Origin of the sequence: Marinobacter sp., assembly GCF_965229985.1 — a bacterium.
In the GTDB taxonomy this organism is placed as follows: domain Bacteria; phylum Pseudomonadota; class Gammaproteobacteria; order Pseudomonadales; family Oleiphilaceae; genus Marinobacter.
This window is the reverse complement of the sequence record NZ_OZ245935.1, coordinates 1,711,705-1,726,065: the sequence shown is the minus strand read 5'-3', so window position 1 is coordinate 1,726,065 and position 14,361 is coordinate 1,711,705. Positions and strand designations below refer to the sequence as shown.

Sequence of the window (14,361 nt, the reverse complement as noted above, 5' to 3'; positions counted from 1 at the left end):
CATTAAATTGCAGTGGTAGGTGGGGCAATACTTTGATGCTACCACAGAGGCATTTGTTCCCCACCTGGCCGCCGGAAAAGATCGTTTCGCAATGGTTCCACTTCATGGAGGTTGAGTCCCAAGCGCCGTGATTTCTTGGTGAAACGCTGGCGAATCAGGTCCGAGTAGGGGCCCGTGCCCGTCATTCTTCGGCCGAAGGTGGCGTCATAACTCTTGCCGCCCCTTAAGTCGCGCATCCGGTTCATTACATGCTCGGCCCTTTGCGGAAAGTGCCGGTGCAACCAGTCCTGGAACAGCTCGTCCAGTTCATGGGGTAACCTAAGCATAATCCAGCTGGCCTGGGTTGCCCCCGCCTCTGCGGCGGCTTCCAGGATCGACTCGATCTCGTGATCGTTAATGAAGGGGATGACCGGCCCGAGAATAATGCCGGTCGGAATGCCGGCCTCCGAGAGTTGGCGGATCATTTTCAGGCGCGTTGCCGGGGCCGCTGTTCTTGGCTCCATTCGTCGTTTCAGGTCGTTGCTCAGACTGGTGAGGCTGATGCGCACAGAGCAGAGCCCATCAGAGGCCATATCGGCGAGAAGATCAAGGTCCCTGAGAATGAGAGCACCCTTGGTAATGATCGACACCGGGTGACGATACTCGGCCAGAACCTCCAGTACCTGTCGGGTAATCCTCTGCTCCCGCTCAAGTGGCTGGTAGGTGTCGGTATTGACGCCCAGAGCGATGGGCGAAACCCGGTACCCGGGCCTGTCCAGTTCTTCTCGCAGCCGCACCGCAGCGTTGGGTTTGGCGATCAGTCGCGTCTCGAAATCCAGGCCCGGCGACATGTCCCAATAGGCATGGGTGGGGCGGGCAAAACAGTAAATGCAGGCATGCTCGCAGCCGCGATACGGGTTTATGGACTGATCAAAAGGTACATCCGGTGACGTGTTGCGGCTGATGATGGATTTTGCGGTTTCCTGAATGACTTCAGTGGCCAGGGTATCGGGGTTCAGGTCGTCTTCGGGATCGTTATACCAGTCAGGGTCGACTTCACGGTCCGTGACAATCGGCTGGAAACGGTTATGGGGATTCAGGGCGGTGGCGCGAGTTTTCATGGGGAATCCATATACTGTATGTATGAACAGTAATTCGATGGTACCCTTGCCGTTTGCTCTCATCAACCAGAAAATTTCGCAGACTTGCTCCCTGGGCAGGTAACATTCGCCGATCTTTTATTCTTGACCGGGGAGCCGATGTCGGAGCTTTCGTTTGTACAGTATTTTCTGATTGCCCTGATTTTCGTCTGGAGTGGTTTTGTCCGCTCCGGATTGGGGTTTGGTGGTGCAGTTCTGTCCCTGCCATTTCTGTTGCTGGTTCTTGATCAGCCACTGGTATTCCTGCCGATTATTGCGGTCCATCTTCTGGTGTTCTCGTCACTGACGATCTGGATGAACAATCGAACCGGGAACGGAGAGCAACGTCAGGAGGGATCGGGAACCGTCGACTGGCAATACCTGTGGCGAATTCTGGGCATCATGATCGTGCCCAAGCTGATTGGTGTTTTCGGTCTGATAACCATGCCCTCTGACATACTCAGTGCCATCATCTTTGTGATCGTGGCGCTCTACTCCGTCTCGTACATCATCAACCGGCCGTTTCGCAGTGGCAGTAAAACGGTGGATGCGATATTCCTGATGGTGGGCGGTTACATCAGTGGCACTTCCCTGATCGGTGCACCCCTGATCATTGCCGTGGCAGCTCAGCACCTGCCAAAGGAGAAACTGAGGGATACGTTATTTGCGCTATGGTTCATCCTGGTGCTGATCAAGATGGCCGCTTTCGTCTGGGCCGGTGTCGATCTCCAGCTTATCCATCATCTCTGGCTGCTGCCCTGCGCAGCCGTGGGGCATATCATCGGGCTCTACGCCCATGACCGCATCCTCCAGGCTGAAACCCCGGTGTTTTTCCGGTTGCTGGGAGCGGTACTGCTGCTGGTAAGCAGTATCGGGATTGTCAGCGTCTTGTGGTAAGCGGGGCGGCGGGCTTCAGCCCGCGCGCCCGAACACCCTTTCGAAGAATCCAACCTCACGCACGTTCGGTATCGGCAGGCTGTCGACCTCTTCCATGGCCCGTCGCCAGAACTTCTCGGGTTCATCCAGGTGGGCCACTTTGGCCCGCTCGTCAGGGCTGTAATGGTTGTGTTCTCCTGCAATGCCTTCGGCCATGAGTTCCTGGGTCCAGAGATAGATGGCGGCCCGGACGGTTCTCAGCAGGCGGCAGTAAACGTCGCGGCTCAGGTTGATAGCCAGTTCGGCCGTCAGGTTGATCTGTTTCTGCAGCACCGCCATCTCGTCTTTTTCCAGGAGAACCCGGTTGCCGTTGCCTTTCTTGCAGTTCACGCAAATTTTCTCAAGGGCTTTTACACCCTCGAGCAGATCCATGTAACCGAACTCTTCCTTCTGCTGATCGTCTACTGGCGCCGGAATCCAGCCGTACTGGGGCGATTTGGCAACGATGTGTCCGTGTAGCTCCCTGCGGTAGGGTGGCGCGGCAGCAACATCCTGGTAGCCATCAAATTCGGTACGCAGCCAGGCGGCCATTTTCCGGTGGCGAAGCATCATGGCAAGGGTTATGGCTGAGGGCATGATCTCTTCGAGCAAGTCGGAGGAATCCCGCGTGCGCTCGTCGAGGTGGTTTACGGATGTCGACATTTCTCCTCCTCGGCAACGGGTTTCCTGATGATTCATCCCGTTGTCCGTTTGTTGTTTTTGGCGTTCGGTGGTTGTATCTGTCATTGCCGGTGACTAAAAAGTAGTCAGATAATGGCGGGGGCGCCGTTGTAAAAAAGTTACTGCTTTGTAACGGCCGGTAAGCAGCCAGACCACCGGAAGGAAAACAGGCAATGAATCGGGACAATGGCTTTGAATCACAGAGAGCGTCCATGGTGGATTATCAGCTCCGTTCCCGTGGAATCGAGTCGCCACTGGTACTCGAGGCCATGGGCCGGGTAGCACGCGAACAGTTTGTTCCCAGGCGCATGCGGGATTGCGCCTACGATGACGGCCCCCTTCCCATAGGGGCAGGGCAGACCATTTCGCAACCTTATATTGTTGCGTTGATGACGGAAGCTCTGGATCTGGAGGGCGGGGAAAAGGTTCTCGATATAGGGACCGGCTCTGGTTATGCAGCGGCGGTTCTGGGCTGTATTGCTGGCGAGGTGTTCAGTATTGAACGGGTACAGGAGTTGGCCGATCGCGCTGCACGCACACTTGTCGCTGAGGGTTTTGATAATGTTGAGGTTCGCTGTGGCGACGGCACGATGGGCTGGCCGGAGCACCAGCCCTATGATGGCATCGTCGTGGCTGCGGGTGCCCCGGCAGTGCCGGATTCGTTAAAGCATCAGTTGGCAGTTGGCGGGCATCTGGTCATTCCGGTGGGCTCGGAACATTCGGTGCAGTCATTGATGCGCGTTACCCGTCTGGCGGAGGATGAATTCCGGACCGAGAACCTGGGCGCGGTGCGGTTTGTACCCCTGCTCGGCGAACAGGGGTGGTCGTAACTGTCAGACCTGACGTGCTGAATCAGCTGCCGGCGTTTGTGCTTTCAAAGATCTTGTCAGCCGATGCCGCCACGAAACCCGAGTAGAGCTGGCCATCCGGCTTCGGATAACGCAGGGCAAACTCGTAAAAACAGCTGGGGATGGTCACCGTCTGGTCGGAAAAGGCCACTGGTACACGATCGGCCATGGTAGATGATTGCTCCAGCAGTTCCGCCGGCGAGCCCTTCACCTCTCCACCTGATGCATTTACCGTGTAGCCGTGATCTTTCAGCAGTTGATTGATTTCCGGCACCGAGCGGAACTGGTCCAGGTGGTTGATGCTGACTGTGAAATGGTTGGCGCGATAGCCCCAGGCGGCCATCCAGGCCGCGTACTCGCTCTCCTGCATCAGTTTACGGTAGGTTTCGTAATCAACCTCCCAGTGGCGCCCGGAATAGAGAAAATCATCAGCGATTACCGCTTCCGGCCTTACCTGTTCGACAAGACGTTTCACCACAGACTGCAACTCCGGTGAACATTCCTCCACCAGCAGTTCGGAGATAAACACCTTCGGAAGTTCCCGGGAGGGATGCTCATAGTGCCTGGCATAGAGTTTTTTGGCCTCGAAATGGTATTCACCACCTTCTTTGTAGCCGAGGCTGAGGAAGTGCTCGGCCAGAGCGTCCAGACGAACCGGATCCAGGTTGAAGGTTCGAAGCGCTATATGGTCGTTGACGATGGCCTGACCCTCTTCGGCGCCCAGGATTGTATGTATGCGTTCTGCAGAGGGGGTAACCTGCCGGTAGGACTCCCAGAGCCGCGCAAACAGGGTATCCGGATCAGTATGCATAGCGAATCTCCTCAGTAGCCGGTTCTTGGCGGGGCTGTTGGCGCCCCTGCGACTGTTGGCTGGTCCGGCCGAGTGGCAGGTAGCAGACCAGACTGCCGTCGCCAAGGTCCAGTTGCCTCGCCAGTAGCTCTTCCACAACCAGATTACAGCTATCTGGAGCAGGCCAGACCTGGCTGGTCACCGTCGCCCTGAATTCGGAACAGCCGGTATTGGCAACTATAGCGGATTTAAAGGTTTCTCCCGAATCAACCGCCGGGTTCCGAGGCTTGCCCCGAAGCACGGCGCTGGCCAGCAAGGTTTCGCGGACGCTGGCGATGTCTGACCTGGGACACTCCAGAGTTGGCCCACCGTCCAGAAGGTCCACAAACCCCCGGTGTCGAAAACCTTCGCGTTCCAGCATATGCCGCGCCGCGCGCGTGTCCTCATGCACCTGGCCGATAACCGCCCTGGCTTCACTGGTCATTTGCCGGGTATACAACGGTTTGGCAGGGATGAACTGATCAATGAAGCCACTCTGGCCGCAGCAGGCCAGTTGTGTTGCGGACATGAAGTCCAGATCCGCCACATGATGCTTTAGCCAGTCCCAGAACGGAGATTGACCCGAAGGATCCGATACCCCGCGCATTTCTGCGATCACTGTGTCCGCGAACCGCTCCGGGTGCAGGGCCATGAAAAGAAAACGCACCCGGGAGAGCAGCTTGCCTGCATTGGCACGGCGAAATTCGGGCCGAAGATACAGCGAACAGACCTCTGTGCAACCGGTGTATTGCTGGCAACGGGTCAGGCTTTCCTCGGTATGACGTTTTTGCCGGTCGCCCGCATGGCGGATAACGGCATTGCGGCGGAAATGGACGAGCGGACGGGAAACGCCTGCGGCGGCCTCAATACCCGTGGTTCCCATAATGTCACCGGTCGTAATGTCCTCCAGCACGAAAAGATAATGTTCATCGCCGGGCTTCGTCACGTTCCGGGCGAAGCTTTCGACCGAGTGATCAATCTTGCGACTCAGGGCATCGCGATCCGGCATCAGGGAGGTGAAGCCGGGTCCGGATTCATTGGCGATCTGCACCAGGGCATCAAGATCCTTTGGGGTAATCGGTCGAATTAGCATGGCGAGCGTCCTGAGCATTGTTTCGGCTCAGTATGAAAGTCCTGGATGCCAAATTGCAGCTGCATAATGATCGAAATGATCTACAATTAGTGCAAATTGAAAAGAGGTTTGAGCAAAATGATTGGTGCCCAGGATCAGAAGCTGTTAATGCTGCTGAGGCAGAATGCCCGGGCCAGTATCACTGAGCTGGCGAAGGCCATGCATGTATCCCGATCAACGGTACAGAACCGCATTGCGCGTCTGGAAGCCAGCGGGGTGATACGGGGCTACTCGGTGCAGTTGGGTGGGGAATTCTCTGCCAGACAGGTTGAGGCCCACGTGTCTATCAAGGTTTTCCAGAAGCTGACCAGCCGGACAAACGCCTCATTGGAGGGAATCAGCCAGGTGTCGCAGCTGTTTTCCGTAAGTGGAGAGTACGACCTGATTGCCATCGTTGAGGCCCAGTCACTGGAGGAACTGAGCGCCGTGCTGGACGATATTGGCAACTTGGAGGGGGTCGAGCGGACCAACTCTGCCGTGGTCCTCGAAACCCGGTTCCGGCGCTAGGCGGGCCCGAACAGATCAGGAGCCCAGCATTCCTGCGTAGGCACTGTAGAAAAAGGCACCCGAGCCCAGAAGAATGATGCCCCAGGCGGGAAAGATCAAAAACGAACGTTTTGCTTTGCTCATGGCCATATCCAATTTGCTCGGAAAGTAGATTTACACTCTTCACAGTAGCTCAAACTTGACAAATGTTACGAAAAATTTTGAGGAACAGTTCTCGGACGAGGATTAATTTGCCAATTGCGCGGGCACTAAATGCTATTGAGCGGGTCTGAAATGACGCTAGTATGAACAGGAATTGCAAACTCAAACATAAAATAAAATAACAACAAGGAGCCGTTTATGGCGGTAGACCCCCGGAAGCAGACCTCACTCCATTGCCTGTATTACTGGGCAGAGGAAACCCCTGACAACGTTTACCTTACTCAGCCTTTCCCGGATGGTCGTGTCGAAGACATTACCTGGAAGCAGGCTGCCGACCAGGTGTCCAGGATGGCCGCTTACCTGAACAGCCTGGAACTGCCCGAGCCCAGTAACATCAGTATACTGGGCAAGAACAGCGCGCACTGGATCCTCGCCGATCTGGCGATCTGGGCTGCGGGACACGTTTCGGTGCCGCTCTATCCCACGCTCAATGGTGATACCGCCGCCTACGTTCTCGAGCACAGCGAGGCAAAGCTGCTATTCCTCGGCAAACTTGATGGCACTGCGGACGGCTGGAACGACATCAAGGACCACATTCCGGACGATTTGCCCCTGATTTCCCTGCCCATGTCGCCACGGGACGATACGCCCAAATGGCTTGAAATTGTTACCAAGCAGGAGCCCGCGGAACCAAAGCTGCCGGATCCGGACAACCTGGCCACGATTGTCTATACCTCGGGCAGCACCGGCCGACCCAAGGGCGTTATGCACAGTTTTCGCACCATGATTTCGGTGGCCGACGGCCTGCAGCAGCTGTTCCCGGTTTCCTCTGAAGAACGCATGCTTTCCTATTTGCCCCTGGCTCACGTGGCGGAGCGGGCGGCGGTTGAAACGCAATCCCTGTACTACGGTTTCCATCTCTATTTCGCCAATTCCCTGGATACCTTCCAGGAAGACCTGCAGCGGGCAAGGCCGACGCTGTTTTTCTCGGTCCCTCGCCTGTGGATGAAGTTCTATCTGGGGGTTAACGCCAAGCTGCCGCCCAAGAAACAGAGGTTGTTATTCAATATCCCGATCATCAACGGTCTGGTCAAAAAGAAGGTCCTGAAACAACTGGGACTGGACTATTGCCGGGCAGCCCTGACCGGTGCCGCGCCGCTGTCAGCGGATATCGTCAACTGGTATCGCAGCCTTGGGCTGGAGCTGCTGGAAGTGTATGGGATGTCTGAAAACTTCGGATATTCCCACGCCAATCGGCCTGGACAGGCCAGGGCTGGCTCTGTGGGTATGGCCAACCCAGGGGTTGAGCATCGCATCGGCGAGGGCGGCGAAGTGCAGGTGAAAAGCCCCGGGCAGATGTTGGGTTATTACAAGAATGAGGAGAAAACCAAGGAGGATCTTACCGAAGACGGCTTCCTGAAGACCGGAGATATGGGGGAAATTGACCGGGATGGCACCCTCCGGATCACGGGCCGGGTAAAGGATCTGTTCAAAACCTCTAAGGGCAAATATGTGGTTCCGGTGCCCATCGAGAATCGCTTCAATCATCCCAAGGCCGAGGTGGTCTGTGTAGCCGGTGCCAACCAGCCACAGCCCTGCCTGATGGTACTGCTTTCCGAGGAAGCCAGGGACGAACTGGAAACCGGAGCCGACCGTGGTGAACTGGAGCAGGAGCTGGCGGCCGAGCTGGATGCGGTGAATGCTGAGTGCGAGTCCCACGAGAAAGTGGCCTTCGTGGTGGTGGTTCGGGAACCCTGGACCATGGAAAATGGTATGCTGACGCCGACCATGAAGATCAAGCGGAATGTGATTGAAGATTTCTACAACCGGAAGATGGACGACTGGTTCAGCCAGAAGAAGAAAGTCGTCTGGGAATTCTGATTTCCTTTCAGTTTCCTGGTTCTTTCCACCTTCTTTCTTGCGTTCAAACGCAAAACGCCGGTGCTCCCTCGGAGCCACCGGCGTTTTCAAATCCTTATGTTCTGTTCTCAGCCTGAGCGATCCCCTCGCTCATGCCAGATTCGGCTGCCGGTTTAGTGGCCGCCCTGCATCTGGCTCATGTCCGGAGCAACGGTGGCTGCTTTCCGGTTGAAGCTCCGCATCTTGCGACTGAAAAACTGTACCGCCTGCTTTGCCGCAGCACGGGTATACTGGCGCCTGACCTCAGCACTGTTGTGGAGGATACTGGACGGCAGCGGGTTTACGGTTGCGATATGGTTCTGAGTCATAGCGCCTTCCTCCTTTTTAATAGGTGTATTGATTTTGGTAGGTAGGTTAGTTAGGGATCTACCTTTAATTTAAATGCAATTCTAAGGGTTCTTATTTGCAGTTTGAATACGTTAAAATCCGTACTCACGTTGCAAATATGCAGTAACTATGGATTGGGATTATCTTCGATATATACGGGCTCTGGCAATAGGCGGAACGCTTGCCAAGGCCGGAGAATTACTGGGTGTGCACCAGACCACCGTTTTACGGCGACTCGACCAGATGGAAGAGTCGATGGGTGTACAGTTTTTTGAACGCAGCCGGGATGGATTGCAGCTCACCCCAGTCGGGGAGACCGCGTTCCGTGAGGCGGATCGGCTGGCCATCGAGATGGAAAATCTCGAGCGCAAGCTGGTCGGGCAGGATTCGGCGCCGGTGGGCAAGGTAAGGCTGGCGGCAGAAGACGCGATGATGAACGCGTTGCTCAGCCCGATCCTTGCCGAGCTGGTGCGGGAGTTTCCGGATATTGAGCTGGAAACCCTGACCGACAACGACGTTGCCAATCTGAGCCATCGTGAAGCCGATCTGACGCTTAGACCCGAGAACAAGCCCCAGGCGACCCTGGAAGGCGAGCGGATTGCGGCCATCGAGTCCGCAGTTTACGGATCTGCCCGCTATTGCCGGCGGCACCGCGATATGGACATTGAGAACCACCCGGAAGGTTGCCTCTGGATCCTACCCGATGAAACCTTCAGCCATCTGGCCACCGGCCGGTGGTATCGCAAGTACCTGAAGAATGTCACTTCCCTCATTCGCTGCAACAGCTTGCAATCCATGCATGCTCTGGCGAAAGCTGGTGCCGGCCTGGCAGTTTTGCCCTGCTATCTGGGAGAGGGCACCCGCGAACTCCGCCGCCTGTCGGACCCGCTGGAGGGTGAGAGCGTTGATCTCTGGCTGCATGTCAACCAGGACACGCAGCACATGGCCCGGGTCCGCATCGTAATGGAATACCTGGTTGAACGTTTGCAGGCTCTGGAGCCCCAGTTGGAGATATCTTCGACGTTCTAGCGAGCATCAGCCGCAGAACGGCCAGAACTGATACCAGCGCCAGCACTGGAATTCCTGCTCGCAGGTTTTGAGTTGATTGTCGTAGCGGAACGCCCGGCTTTGTACCCGGGCGGCCAGATCCATGACGGCCGGCTTCTGTTCGTAGCTCCTGCGGGCGTATCCGCCCCGGCCCTCATGGTAGGCAAGATAGAGTTTCCTGGGGGCCGAGTAGGGAATGCCCAGCTTCCGGTGGCTTAGCTGGTTGTACCAGCCGACGAAATCCAGCGCGTATTCCATATCGGTTCGCACGGTAAACCAGCCATCACCGTTGGCCAGGAGGTATTCCTGCCAGGCCGGGTCCAGCGCCTGGGCATAGCCATAGGCTGTTGTTGGCCGGGTCCAGGGAATGAAGCCCCACAGCAGGGTGCGGGGCGGCCGGGCGTGGCTGCGGAACGAGGATTCGTAATAGACAAACGCCATCTGGGTGGCAATGGGCGTGCCCCAGCGTTGTTCGGATTCGCTGGCGTAGTCGTACCAGACCGGATGTTCCCGGAAAATTTCGCAGACGTTCTCCGGGTTTGCCGGAGGGTCCGGTGCCAGCAGGCTGAAGCGTAGCGTCGCCCAGATGCCCATCAGCAAGCCCAGCATGGGAAGCCCATACCATCTGGCCCGGCTTTTCCAGGTATCCAGAGTCGTGCTCCGGCTTCTGGTCTTCCGGCGAGGTCTTTTTCGTATTCCTACCAAACCGTCATCTCCGGCATCCAGGGATTGCTTGCTGCATGCATCACACCCATGGCATAAGGGAATCAACGACACGTTCGGGATGATAGGTAAATGAAGCGATTTCCCCTAATTAAACCTCTTTTAGTCACCGCCCTGCTAATAACCGGTACTGCCCAGGCGGCGCCGGATGCCCGCCAGGTACTGGAAGTATCGCCTGTTGACGATATCGTGGCCCGCTATCCGGCCATGATGAGCCAGGGCATCCGTGAGGGGCTCAAGCAGAATGGTCAGCTCCCACCCATGGTGGCCAATACCATCGGCAACATTGTCAGCAGCGGTTTCAACTCCGTGGATATTGAGCAGCAGATCATTAACGATCTGCAAGCAAGTCTCACGGACTCGCAGCTCCAGGCCGTCCATGAGTGGTACGAGACCCCTGTGGCCAGAAAGATTTCTTCTGCTGAGATCGCGGCTTCGGAACCTTCTGCATGGAAGGAAATCCAGGCGAGCGCCGCGGAACTGAACAGCCAGTACAAGGGCACTCGCAGAGCGGAAATGTTCGACCGGTTTGATCGGGCGGCCCGGGCAACAGAAAGCGCGGTGGATACCACAATTGCCGTCCAGCTCGGGCTGGCAACCGCCATGGCGGCGTTCAGCAGTGATTCAGCCAATTATGAACAGCTGAGGCAACGCATTGAAAGCCAGCGCGGCATGCTCAGAGGCGTTGTTGGGCAGCAGGTATACGACAGCTATCTCTATACCTACCAGAACATTGGTGGCCAGGAGATGGAGCTGTACCTGCAGTTCCTGGAGAGTCCGGCCGGTTCAGCCTTCTCGAAGGTTGTTACCGACAGCATCCAGCAAGCCATAACCGAGCCCGTGGAAACCATCGGCAAACAGATGTCCCGTTTTCTCAGCCCGGAATCACCAGGCGGTCAGTAAATTCCCCGAGCTCCCGGTAGACCTGGTCACGCTTGCGGTCATAGCGATGGGAAAAGTGGAACGCAATCAGTTGCCGGACCTGTGCCGCCTCGGCGATGCCGGCACAGGCCCTGGTGGTGAGATGGTGGGTGTGCCGGGCCTGCTCCTCATCCGCAGCCATGAATGAGGCTTCACAGAACAACGTATGGGCGCCCTGAGCCAGTTCCGTCATTTTGCGGATGTTATCGGGCGTATCGGCGAAATCCGTGCCGTAGGCGATCTTTTCTCCCGGCGCCTGAATCAGGAGTTTGCGGGCCAGGTCTTCGGCGCGATACGTGCGTCTGGCGTCTGGCGAGATGAGTTCATCCGGCCGCTGGCGCAACACAGCCATTTTCAAGTCGTGTAGCCAGGGGCCGGGTTTCAGGCCTTCAGCTTGTAATTGCTCATTGCGTACCTGCAGCTTGCCGAAGGGTTCCCAGGCGAAAGCCAGTACAGGCGTGCCGTGGTCCAGCAGGGCAGCACGAACCTGAAACTCCAGTTCCCGCACCAACACCCCGTCAGGGGTGGCCTGGTCCTCCAGAGCGGTGGGCGCCGGATCGCCGGCAGTAATTCTCCAGCGCTTCAGGTGGTCGCCGTGCCATTCGTGAACCACGAACCTGGGCCCTCGATCCTCCACGCGATCCCACAGGATACCGCTGATCATGCCGGCAATGTGCTGCATTAACCCTGGAGGTCCGAACAGCCGGCACGGCGGAAAGTAACCGATCCGGCTGCGCAGGAACCACAGGAAACCGCCGATGTGGTCGGCGTGGCAGTGACTGATGAAAACGTCGGTCACCTGATGCGCAGACCGGAGCGGCATGCGACCGGTATCGCCCAGATCGAACAACAAGCTGCGGGACTGATGCAGTAGCCTGAGCTGCAACAACGGGTCGCCGCATACACCGTTCACCAGGGAGGCAACCACGGGGCCGACCCGCACTGCCACTTGCGGGTCGTCGGCAATGCTGGTCAGCGCCCCCAGCTCGACGCTGACCTGGACGGCACCATCGCTCTGTTGCTTGCGGTTCATAGGTTCTCCCGATTATTGAAGTATTCGGTGAGTGCGATTTGTGCAAAGCCAGAATAGGGTCCAATCTCCCTAGTATATGCGAGTGAGGAGTGTCGTTATGGATTTCAATGCCTATCAAAAAGCCTTGTCCTCACAACTGAGGGGCTTGGAGTGCCCGTTTCCGGAGCAGGAGTTTGCGGAGCGGCTGGCTCGTGTCCGGGATCGCATGGCACAGGAGGATTTTGGCGCCCTGCTGCTGACCGATCCCTCGGATATTTTTTACCTGACCGGTTACAGCACCTTTGAGGTGTCTGTGCATGTGGCTCTTGTGGTTACACAGGAGGACATGCTCTTGCAGGTGCCGTCCATTGAAATGGGCCCGGCCATGGTGACCACCCGGGTTGCGCGGGTCAGCGGATACCGGTGGGAAGGCATCGGTGAAGTGCTGGAGCCCCTGGTGCAGGTTCTGAACGATGGCGTTGAAACGGTCGGCATTGATGCCTGGCACGGCTCCCTTCGTCAGGGAGTGCTGGAAGGCCTCAAGGCACGGATGGCGGGTGTGCGATTTCTGAACAATGGTGGTTTGTTGAAGCAGATCCGGATCGTCAAGTCCGACGCCGAAATCCGTTTTCTGCGGGAGAGCGCGCGAATTACCGCTGATGGCCTGAAGGCAGCTGTGGCAGCGGTTCGCCCGGGAGTCACCGACAATGATATTGCTGCAGAAGGCGCCCGGGCACTGCTGGAGGCCGGCAGTGAATTCATGAGCATGCAGCCGATTGTCGTTACCGGCCGGCGCAGCAGCGTGATCCATTGCAATCACAAGCGCACGGTGGTGCGGGAGGGCGATCCGGTGTTTCTGGAATTCGGCTCAGCGTGGCACCGCTACACCGCACCAATGATGCAGACCGTGGTGGCCGGAGCCAGGCCCTCTTCGGAAATGCAGAAGGTTCACGACGGCTGCCGTCGGATTGTGGATACTCTCCTGGCGTCTGCCCGGCCTGGGGTCACCTTTGATCAGGCCGCCCAGGACGCCGAAAAAGCGCTCCAGCCGCTGGCAGGCAAGGTATTTTTCTCCGGCGTGTTTGGCTACACGGTTGGCGCCCAGTTTCCCCCTTCCTGGGTGGAGGGCTCGGGCTTTATCGCCAGGGGCGGCAACATGGAGTTTCGGCCCGGCATGGTCTTCCATCTGCCCATCTGTTTGCGTATCCCGGGGCAGTGGGGCATTGGCTGTAGCGAAACCATTCTGGTTACCGAAAACGGAGCGGAACCGATTACCGACAACCCCTGGACGCTCGGCTAATCCAGTCGCAGATCTGACAGGTAAACGGTTCGCGGCTCGGGCAGACGAACGGCAAAGAGACCTATTCGCCTGATTTTCGACATGTCCATGGTCCGGCTATCCGGAGCGTTTTCAATGGCAGTCAGATTCCGCGTGAAAGTATTGAAGCCGGGGCCAAGGATCAGGCGCGCGTTGTAACGGTCATTGTAGTCATGGTCGCTGCGGTCATGGGCCACGTCATTGATTCGAAGCGTCAGTGCCAGAGGTTCCGTTGAAGGATTGAACAGCGTTATGGTCAGTCTCTCGAAACCCCGCCAGTCGGCTGGCAGGTTATTGAGCGAGACCCCCGAGTAGGTTGCCGTGCCCAGATCGATCTTCAGGCTGTGCGGGTGATTCACTGAATGATTGACAGAGACCGCCAGCCTGCCCGCCCAGAAGGGTTCCGGGTTCTGATGACTGAAGTCATAGAGCAGGGGAAGCTGGTGATGAACCTGCCACTGTCGGGCCGCAACGATCCCGGTCGAGCCCAATTCGAAACACAACAGCAGCGTGGCTGCCGTCGTGATCAGACATTGGCGGGCGGAGGTTCGTTTCCCCGACAGTAATACTGGGCGCCAAGCGATAATCAACCAACCGCCAATCAGGTTGCGCAGCAGATCCCGACCGTCCATGTCGCGGTTGTGGTCGCCCTGGATCAGTTCGATACCAATTCCGATAGCCAGAATTACTGCGGTAATGACCAGCCACAGACGCCAGCCGCTCAACCACAGCCAGGGCCTGAAGGTCAGTGTCAGCAACGCAAAAAGAAGGATGTGGCCAAGGTTCCAGGCCGACTTGAGGAGCGGCCCCGAGGCCCAGTCCGGCCCGCCAATAAACAGGAAGGGCGCAATGAGCAGCGAAGCAGCACCGGCCAGCCATGGTAGTTGCCGGCCGGTGATTGGCATTCCCGGTATGAAACCAG

Annotated in this window: 15 protein-coding genes; 7 read left to right on the top strand and 8 right to left on the bottom strand. The window is 57.3% G+C overall.

Annotated elements, in window-relative coordinates:
- Window positions 1–38: 38 nt before the first annotated feature.
- The gene (locus ACO06L_RS07845) at window positions 39–1,100 is read right to left on the bottom strand and encodes a PA0069 family radical SAM protein (protein WP_202347748.1); all 1,062 of its coding nucleotides are present in this window, start codon (window positions 1,098–1,100) and stop codon (window positions 39–41) included.
- A 138-nt stretch (window positions 1,101–1,238) separates the two neighbouring features.
- Between ACO06L_RS07845 and ACO06L_RS07840 the strand changes: the two genes are divergently transcribed.
- Window positions 1,239–2,015, top strand: a complete 777-nt coding sequence (locus ACO06L_RS07840; RefSeq protein WP_064228229.1) for a sulfite exporter TauE/SafE family protein — start codon at window positions 1,239–1,241, stop codon at window positions 2,013–2,015.
- A 15-nt stretch (window positions 2,016–2,030) separates the two neighbouring features.
- Here ACO06L_RS07840 and ACO06L_RS07835 read toward each other — a convergent pair whose 3' ends face one another.
- A complete protein-coding gene (locus tag ACO06L_RS07835; protein WP_202347747.1) occupies window positions 2,031–2,696 on the bottom strand; it encodes a hypothetical protein in 666 nt (221 codons plus the stop codon).
- Window positions 2,697–2,887: 191 nt separating this feature from the next.
- On the opposite strand from ACO06L_RS07835, the gene ACO06L_RS07830 reads away from it, so the two are divergent.
- Window positions 2,888–3,544 carry a protein-L-isoaspartate(D-aspartate) O-methyltransferase gene (locus tag ACO06L_RS07830; protein WP_202347746.1) on the top strand — a complete coding sequence of 219 codons (657 nt, stop codon included), beginning with the start codon at window positions 2,888–2,890 and terminating at the stop codon, window positions 3,542–3,544.
- Window positions 3,545–3,566: 22 nt separating this feature from the next.
- Here the strand turns inward: ACO06L_RS07830 and ACO06L_RS07825 are convergent, their stop codons facing one another.
- The gene (locus ACO06L_RS07825; protein WP_202347745.1) at window positions 3,567–4,373 is read right to left on the bottom strand and encodes a DUF1338 domain-containing protein; all 807 of its coding nucleotides are present in this window, start codon (window positions 4,371–4,373) and stop codon (window positions 3,567–3,569) included.
- Window positions 4,363–5,484: an arginine N-succinyltransferase gene (locus ACO06L_RS07820; protein WP_227716005.1), complete on the bottom strand. Its 1,122-nt coding sequence runs from the start codon at window positions 5,482–5,484 to the stop codon at window positions 4,363–4,365. Before ACO06L_RS07820 ends, ACO06L_RS07825 begins: the two co-directional genes overlap by 11 nt.
- 117 nt (window positions 5,485–5,601) lie before the next feature.
- On the opposite strand from ACO06L_RS07820, the gene ACO06L_RS07815 reads away from it, so the two are divergent.
- Both ACO06L_RS07815 and ACO06L_RS07810 read left to right on the top strand, forming a co-directional pair.
- Complete coding sequence (locus ACO06L_RS07815; protein WP_064228234.1) at window positions 5,602–6,030, top strand: Lrp/AsnC family transcriptional regulator; 429 nt, start codon at window positions 5,602–5,604, stop codon at window positions 6,028–6,030.
- A 339-nt stretch (window positions 6,031–6,369) separates the two neighbouring features.
- Window positions 6,370–8,052, top strand: a complete 1,683-nt coding sequence (locus ACO06L_RS07810) for an AMP-binding protein (protein WP_202347743.1) — start codon at window positions 6,370–6,372, stop codon at window positions 8,050–8,052.
- A 152-nt stretch (window positions 8,053–8,204) separates the two neighbouring features.
- Here ACO06L_RS07810 and ACO06L_RS07805 read toward each other — a convergent pair whose 3' ends face one another.
- Window positions 8,205–8,399: a hypothetical protein gene (locus tag ACO06L_RS07805; protein ID WP_064228236.1), complete on the bottom strand. Its 195-nt coding sequence runs from the start codon at window positions 8,397–8,399 to the stop codon at window positions 8,205–8,207.
- A 148-nt stretch (window positions 8,400–8,547) separates the two neighbouring features.
- Here ACO06L_RS07805 and ACO06L_RS07800 point away from each other — a divergent pair, with 148 nt between their 5' ends.
- Window positions 8,548–9,447: a LysR family transcriptional regulator gene (locus ACO06L_RS07800; protein WP_064228237.1), complete on the top strand. Its 900-nt coding sequence runs from the start codon at window positions 8,548–8,550 to the stop codon at window positions 9,445–9,447.
- Between the two features lie 6 nt (window positions 9,448–9,453).
- Here ACO06L_RS07800 and ACO06L_RS07795 read toward each other — a convergent pair whose 3' ends face one another.
- Window positions 9,454–10,161 (bottom strand): lysozyme-like domain containing protein, encoded by a 708-nt coding sequence (locus ACO06L_RS07795; RefSeq protein ID WP_202347805.1) that lies wholly within the window; start codon window positions 10,159–10,161, stop codon window positions 9,454–9,456.
- Between the two features lie 99 nt (window positions 10,162–10,260).
- Here ACO06L_RS07795 and ACO06L_RS07790 point away from each other — a divergent pair, with 99 nt between their 5' ends.
- Window positions 10,261–11,091 carry a DUF2059 domain-containing protein gene (locus ACO06L_RS07790; RefSeq protein ID WP_202347742.1) on the top strand — a complete coding sequence of 277 codons (831 nt, stop codon included), beginning with the start codon at window positions 10,261–10,263 and terminating at the stop codon, window positions 11,089–11,091.
- On the opposite strand, the gene ACO06L_RS07785 is transcribed toward ACO06L_RS07790, so the two are convergent.
- On the bottom strand, window positions 11,063–12,142 hold the full coding sequence (locus tag ACO06L_RS07785) for an MBL fold metallo-hydrolase (protein ID WP_202347741.1): 1,080 nt from the start codon (window positions 12,140–12,142) through the stop codon (window positions 11,063–11,065). The two genes, ACO06L_RS07790 and ACO06L_RS07785, sit on opposite strands and share 29 nt — an antisense overlap.
- A gap of 97 nt (window positions 12,143–12,239) precedes the next feature.
- Between ACO06L_RS07785 and ACO06L_RS07780 the strand changes: the two genes are divergently transcribed.
- Window positions 12,240–13,421: a M24 family metallopeptidase gene (locus ACO06L_RS07780; RefSeq protein ID WP_202347740.1), complete on the top strand. Its 1,182-nt coding sequence runs from the start codon at window positions 12,240–12,242 to the stop codon at window positions 13,419–13,421.
- On the opposite strand, the gene ACO06L_RS07775 is transcribed toward ACO06L_RS07780, so the two are convergent.
- Window positions 13,418–14,344, bottom strand: coding sequence for a hypothetical protein (locus tag ACO06L_RS07775; protein WP_227716007.1), 927 nt, complete (start codon window positions 14,342–14,344; stop codon window positions 13,418–13,420). The genes ACO06L_RS07780 and ACO06L_RS07775 overlap by 4 nt on opposite strands.
- Between the last annotated feature and the right edge of the window lie 17 nt (window positions 14,345–14,361).

Coding starts and splice junctions, on each gene's coding strand:
- ACO06L_RS07800 (WP_064228237.1), top strand. CDS start 8,548: ATGGATTGGGATTATCTTCGATATATACGGGCTCTGGCAATAGGCGGA.
- ACO06L_RS07805 (WP_064228236.1), bottom strand. CDS start 8,399: ATGACTCAGAACCATATCGCAACCGTAAACCCGCTGCCGTCCAGTATC.
- ACO06L_RS07780 (WP_202347740.1), top strand. CDS start 12,240: ATGGATTTCAATGCCTATCAAAAAGCCTTGTCCTCACAACTGAGGGGC.
- ACO06L_RS07775 (WP_227716007.1), bottom strand. CDS start 14,344: ATGCCAATCACCGGCCGGCAACTACCATGGCTGGCCGGTGCTGCTTCG.
- ACO06L_RS07820 (WP_227716005.1), bottom strand. CDS start 5,484: ATGCTAATTCGACCGATTACCCCAAAGGATCTTGATGCCCTGGTGCAG.
- ACO06L_RS07830 (WP_202347746.1), top strand. CDS start 2,888: ATGAATCGGGACAATGGCTTTGAATCACAGAGAGCGTCCATGGTGGAT.
- ACO06L_RS07815 (WP_064228234.1), top strand. CDS start 5,602: ATGATTGGTGCCCAGGATCAGAAGCTGTTAATGCTGCTGAGGCAGAAT.
- ACO06L_RS07835 (WP_202347747.1), bottom strand. CDS start 2,696: ATGTCGACATCCGTAAACCACCTCGACGAGCGCACGCGGGATTCCTCC.
- ACO06L_RS07790 (WP_202347742.1), top strand. CDS start 10,261: ATGAAGCGATTTCCCCTAATTAAACCTCTTTTAGTCACCGCCCTGCTA.
- ACO06L_RS07825 (WP_202347745.1), bottom strand. CDS start 4,373: ATGCATACTGATCCGGATACCCTGTTTGCGCGGCTCTGGGAGTCCTAC.
- ACO06L_RS07840 (WP_064228229.1), top strand. CDS start 1,239: ATGTCGGAGCTTTCGTTTGTACAGTATTTTCTGATTGCCCTGATTTTC.
- ACO06L_RS07845 (WP_202347748.1), bottom strand. CDS start 1,100: ATGAAAACTCGCGCCACCGCCCTGAATCCCCATAACCGTTTCCAGCCG.
- ACO06L_RS07810 (WP_202347743.1), top strand. CDS start 6,370: ATGGCGGTAGACCCCCGGAAGCAGACCTCACTCCATTGCCTGTATTAC.
- ACO06L_RS07785 (WP_202347741.1), bottom strand. CDS start 12,142: ATGAACCGCAAGCAACAGAGCGATGGTGCCGTCCAGGTCAGCGTCGAG.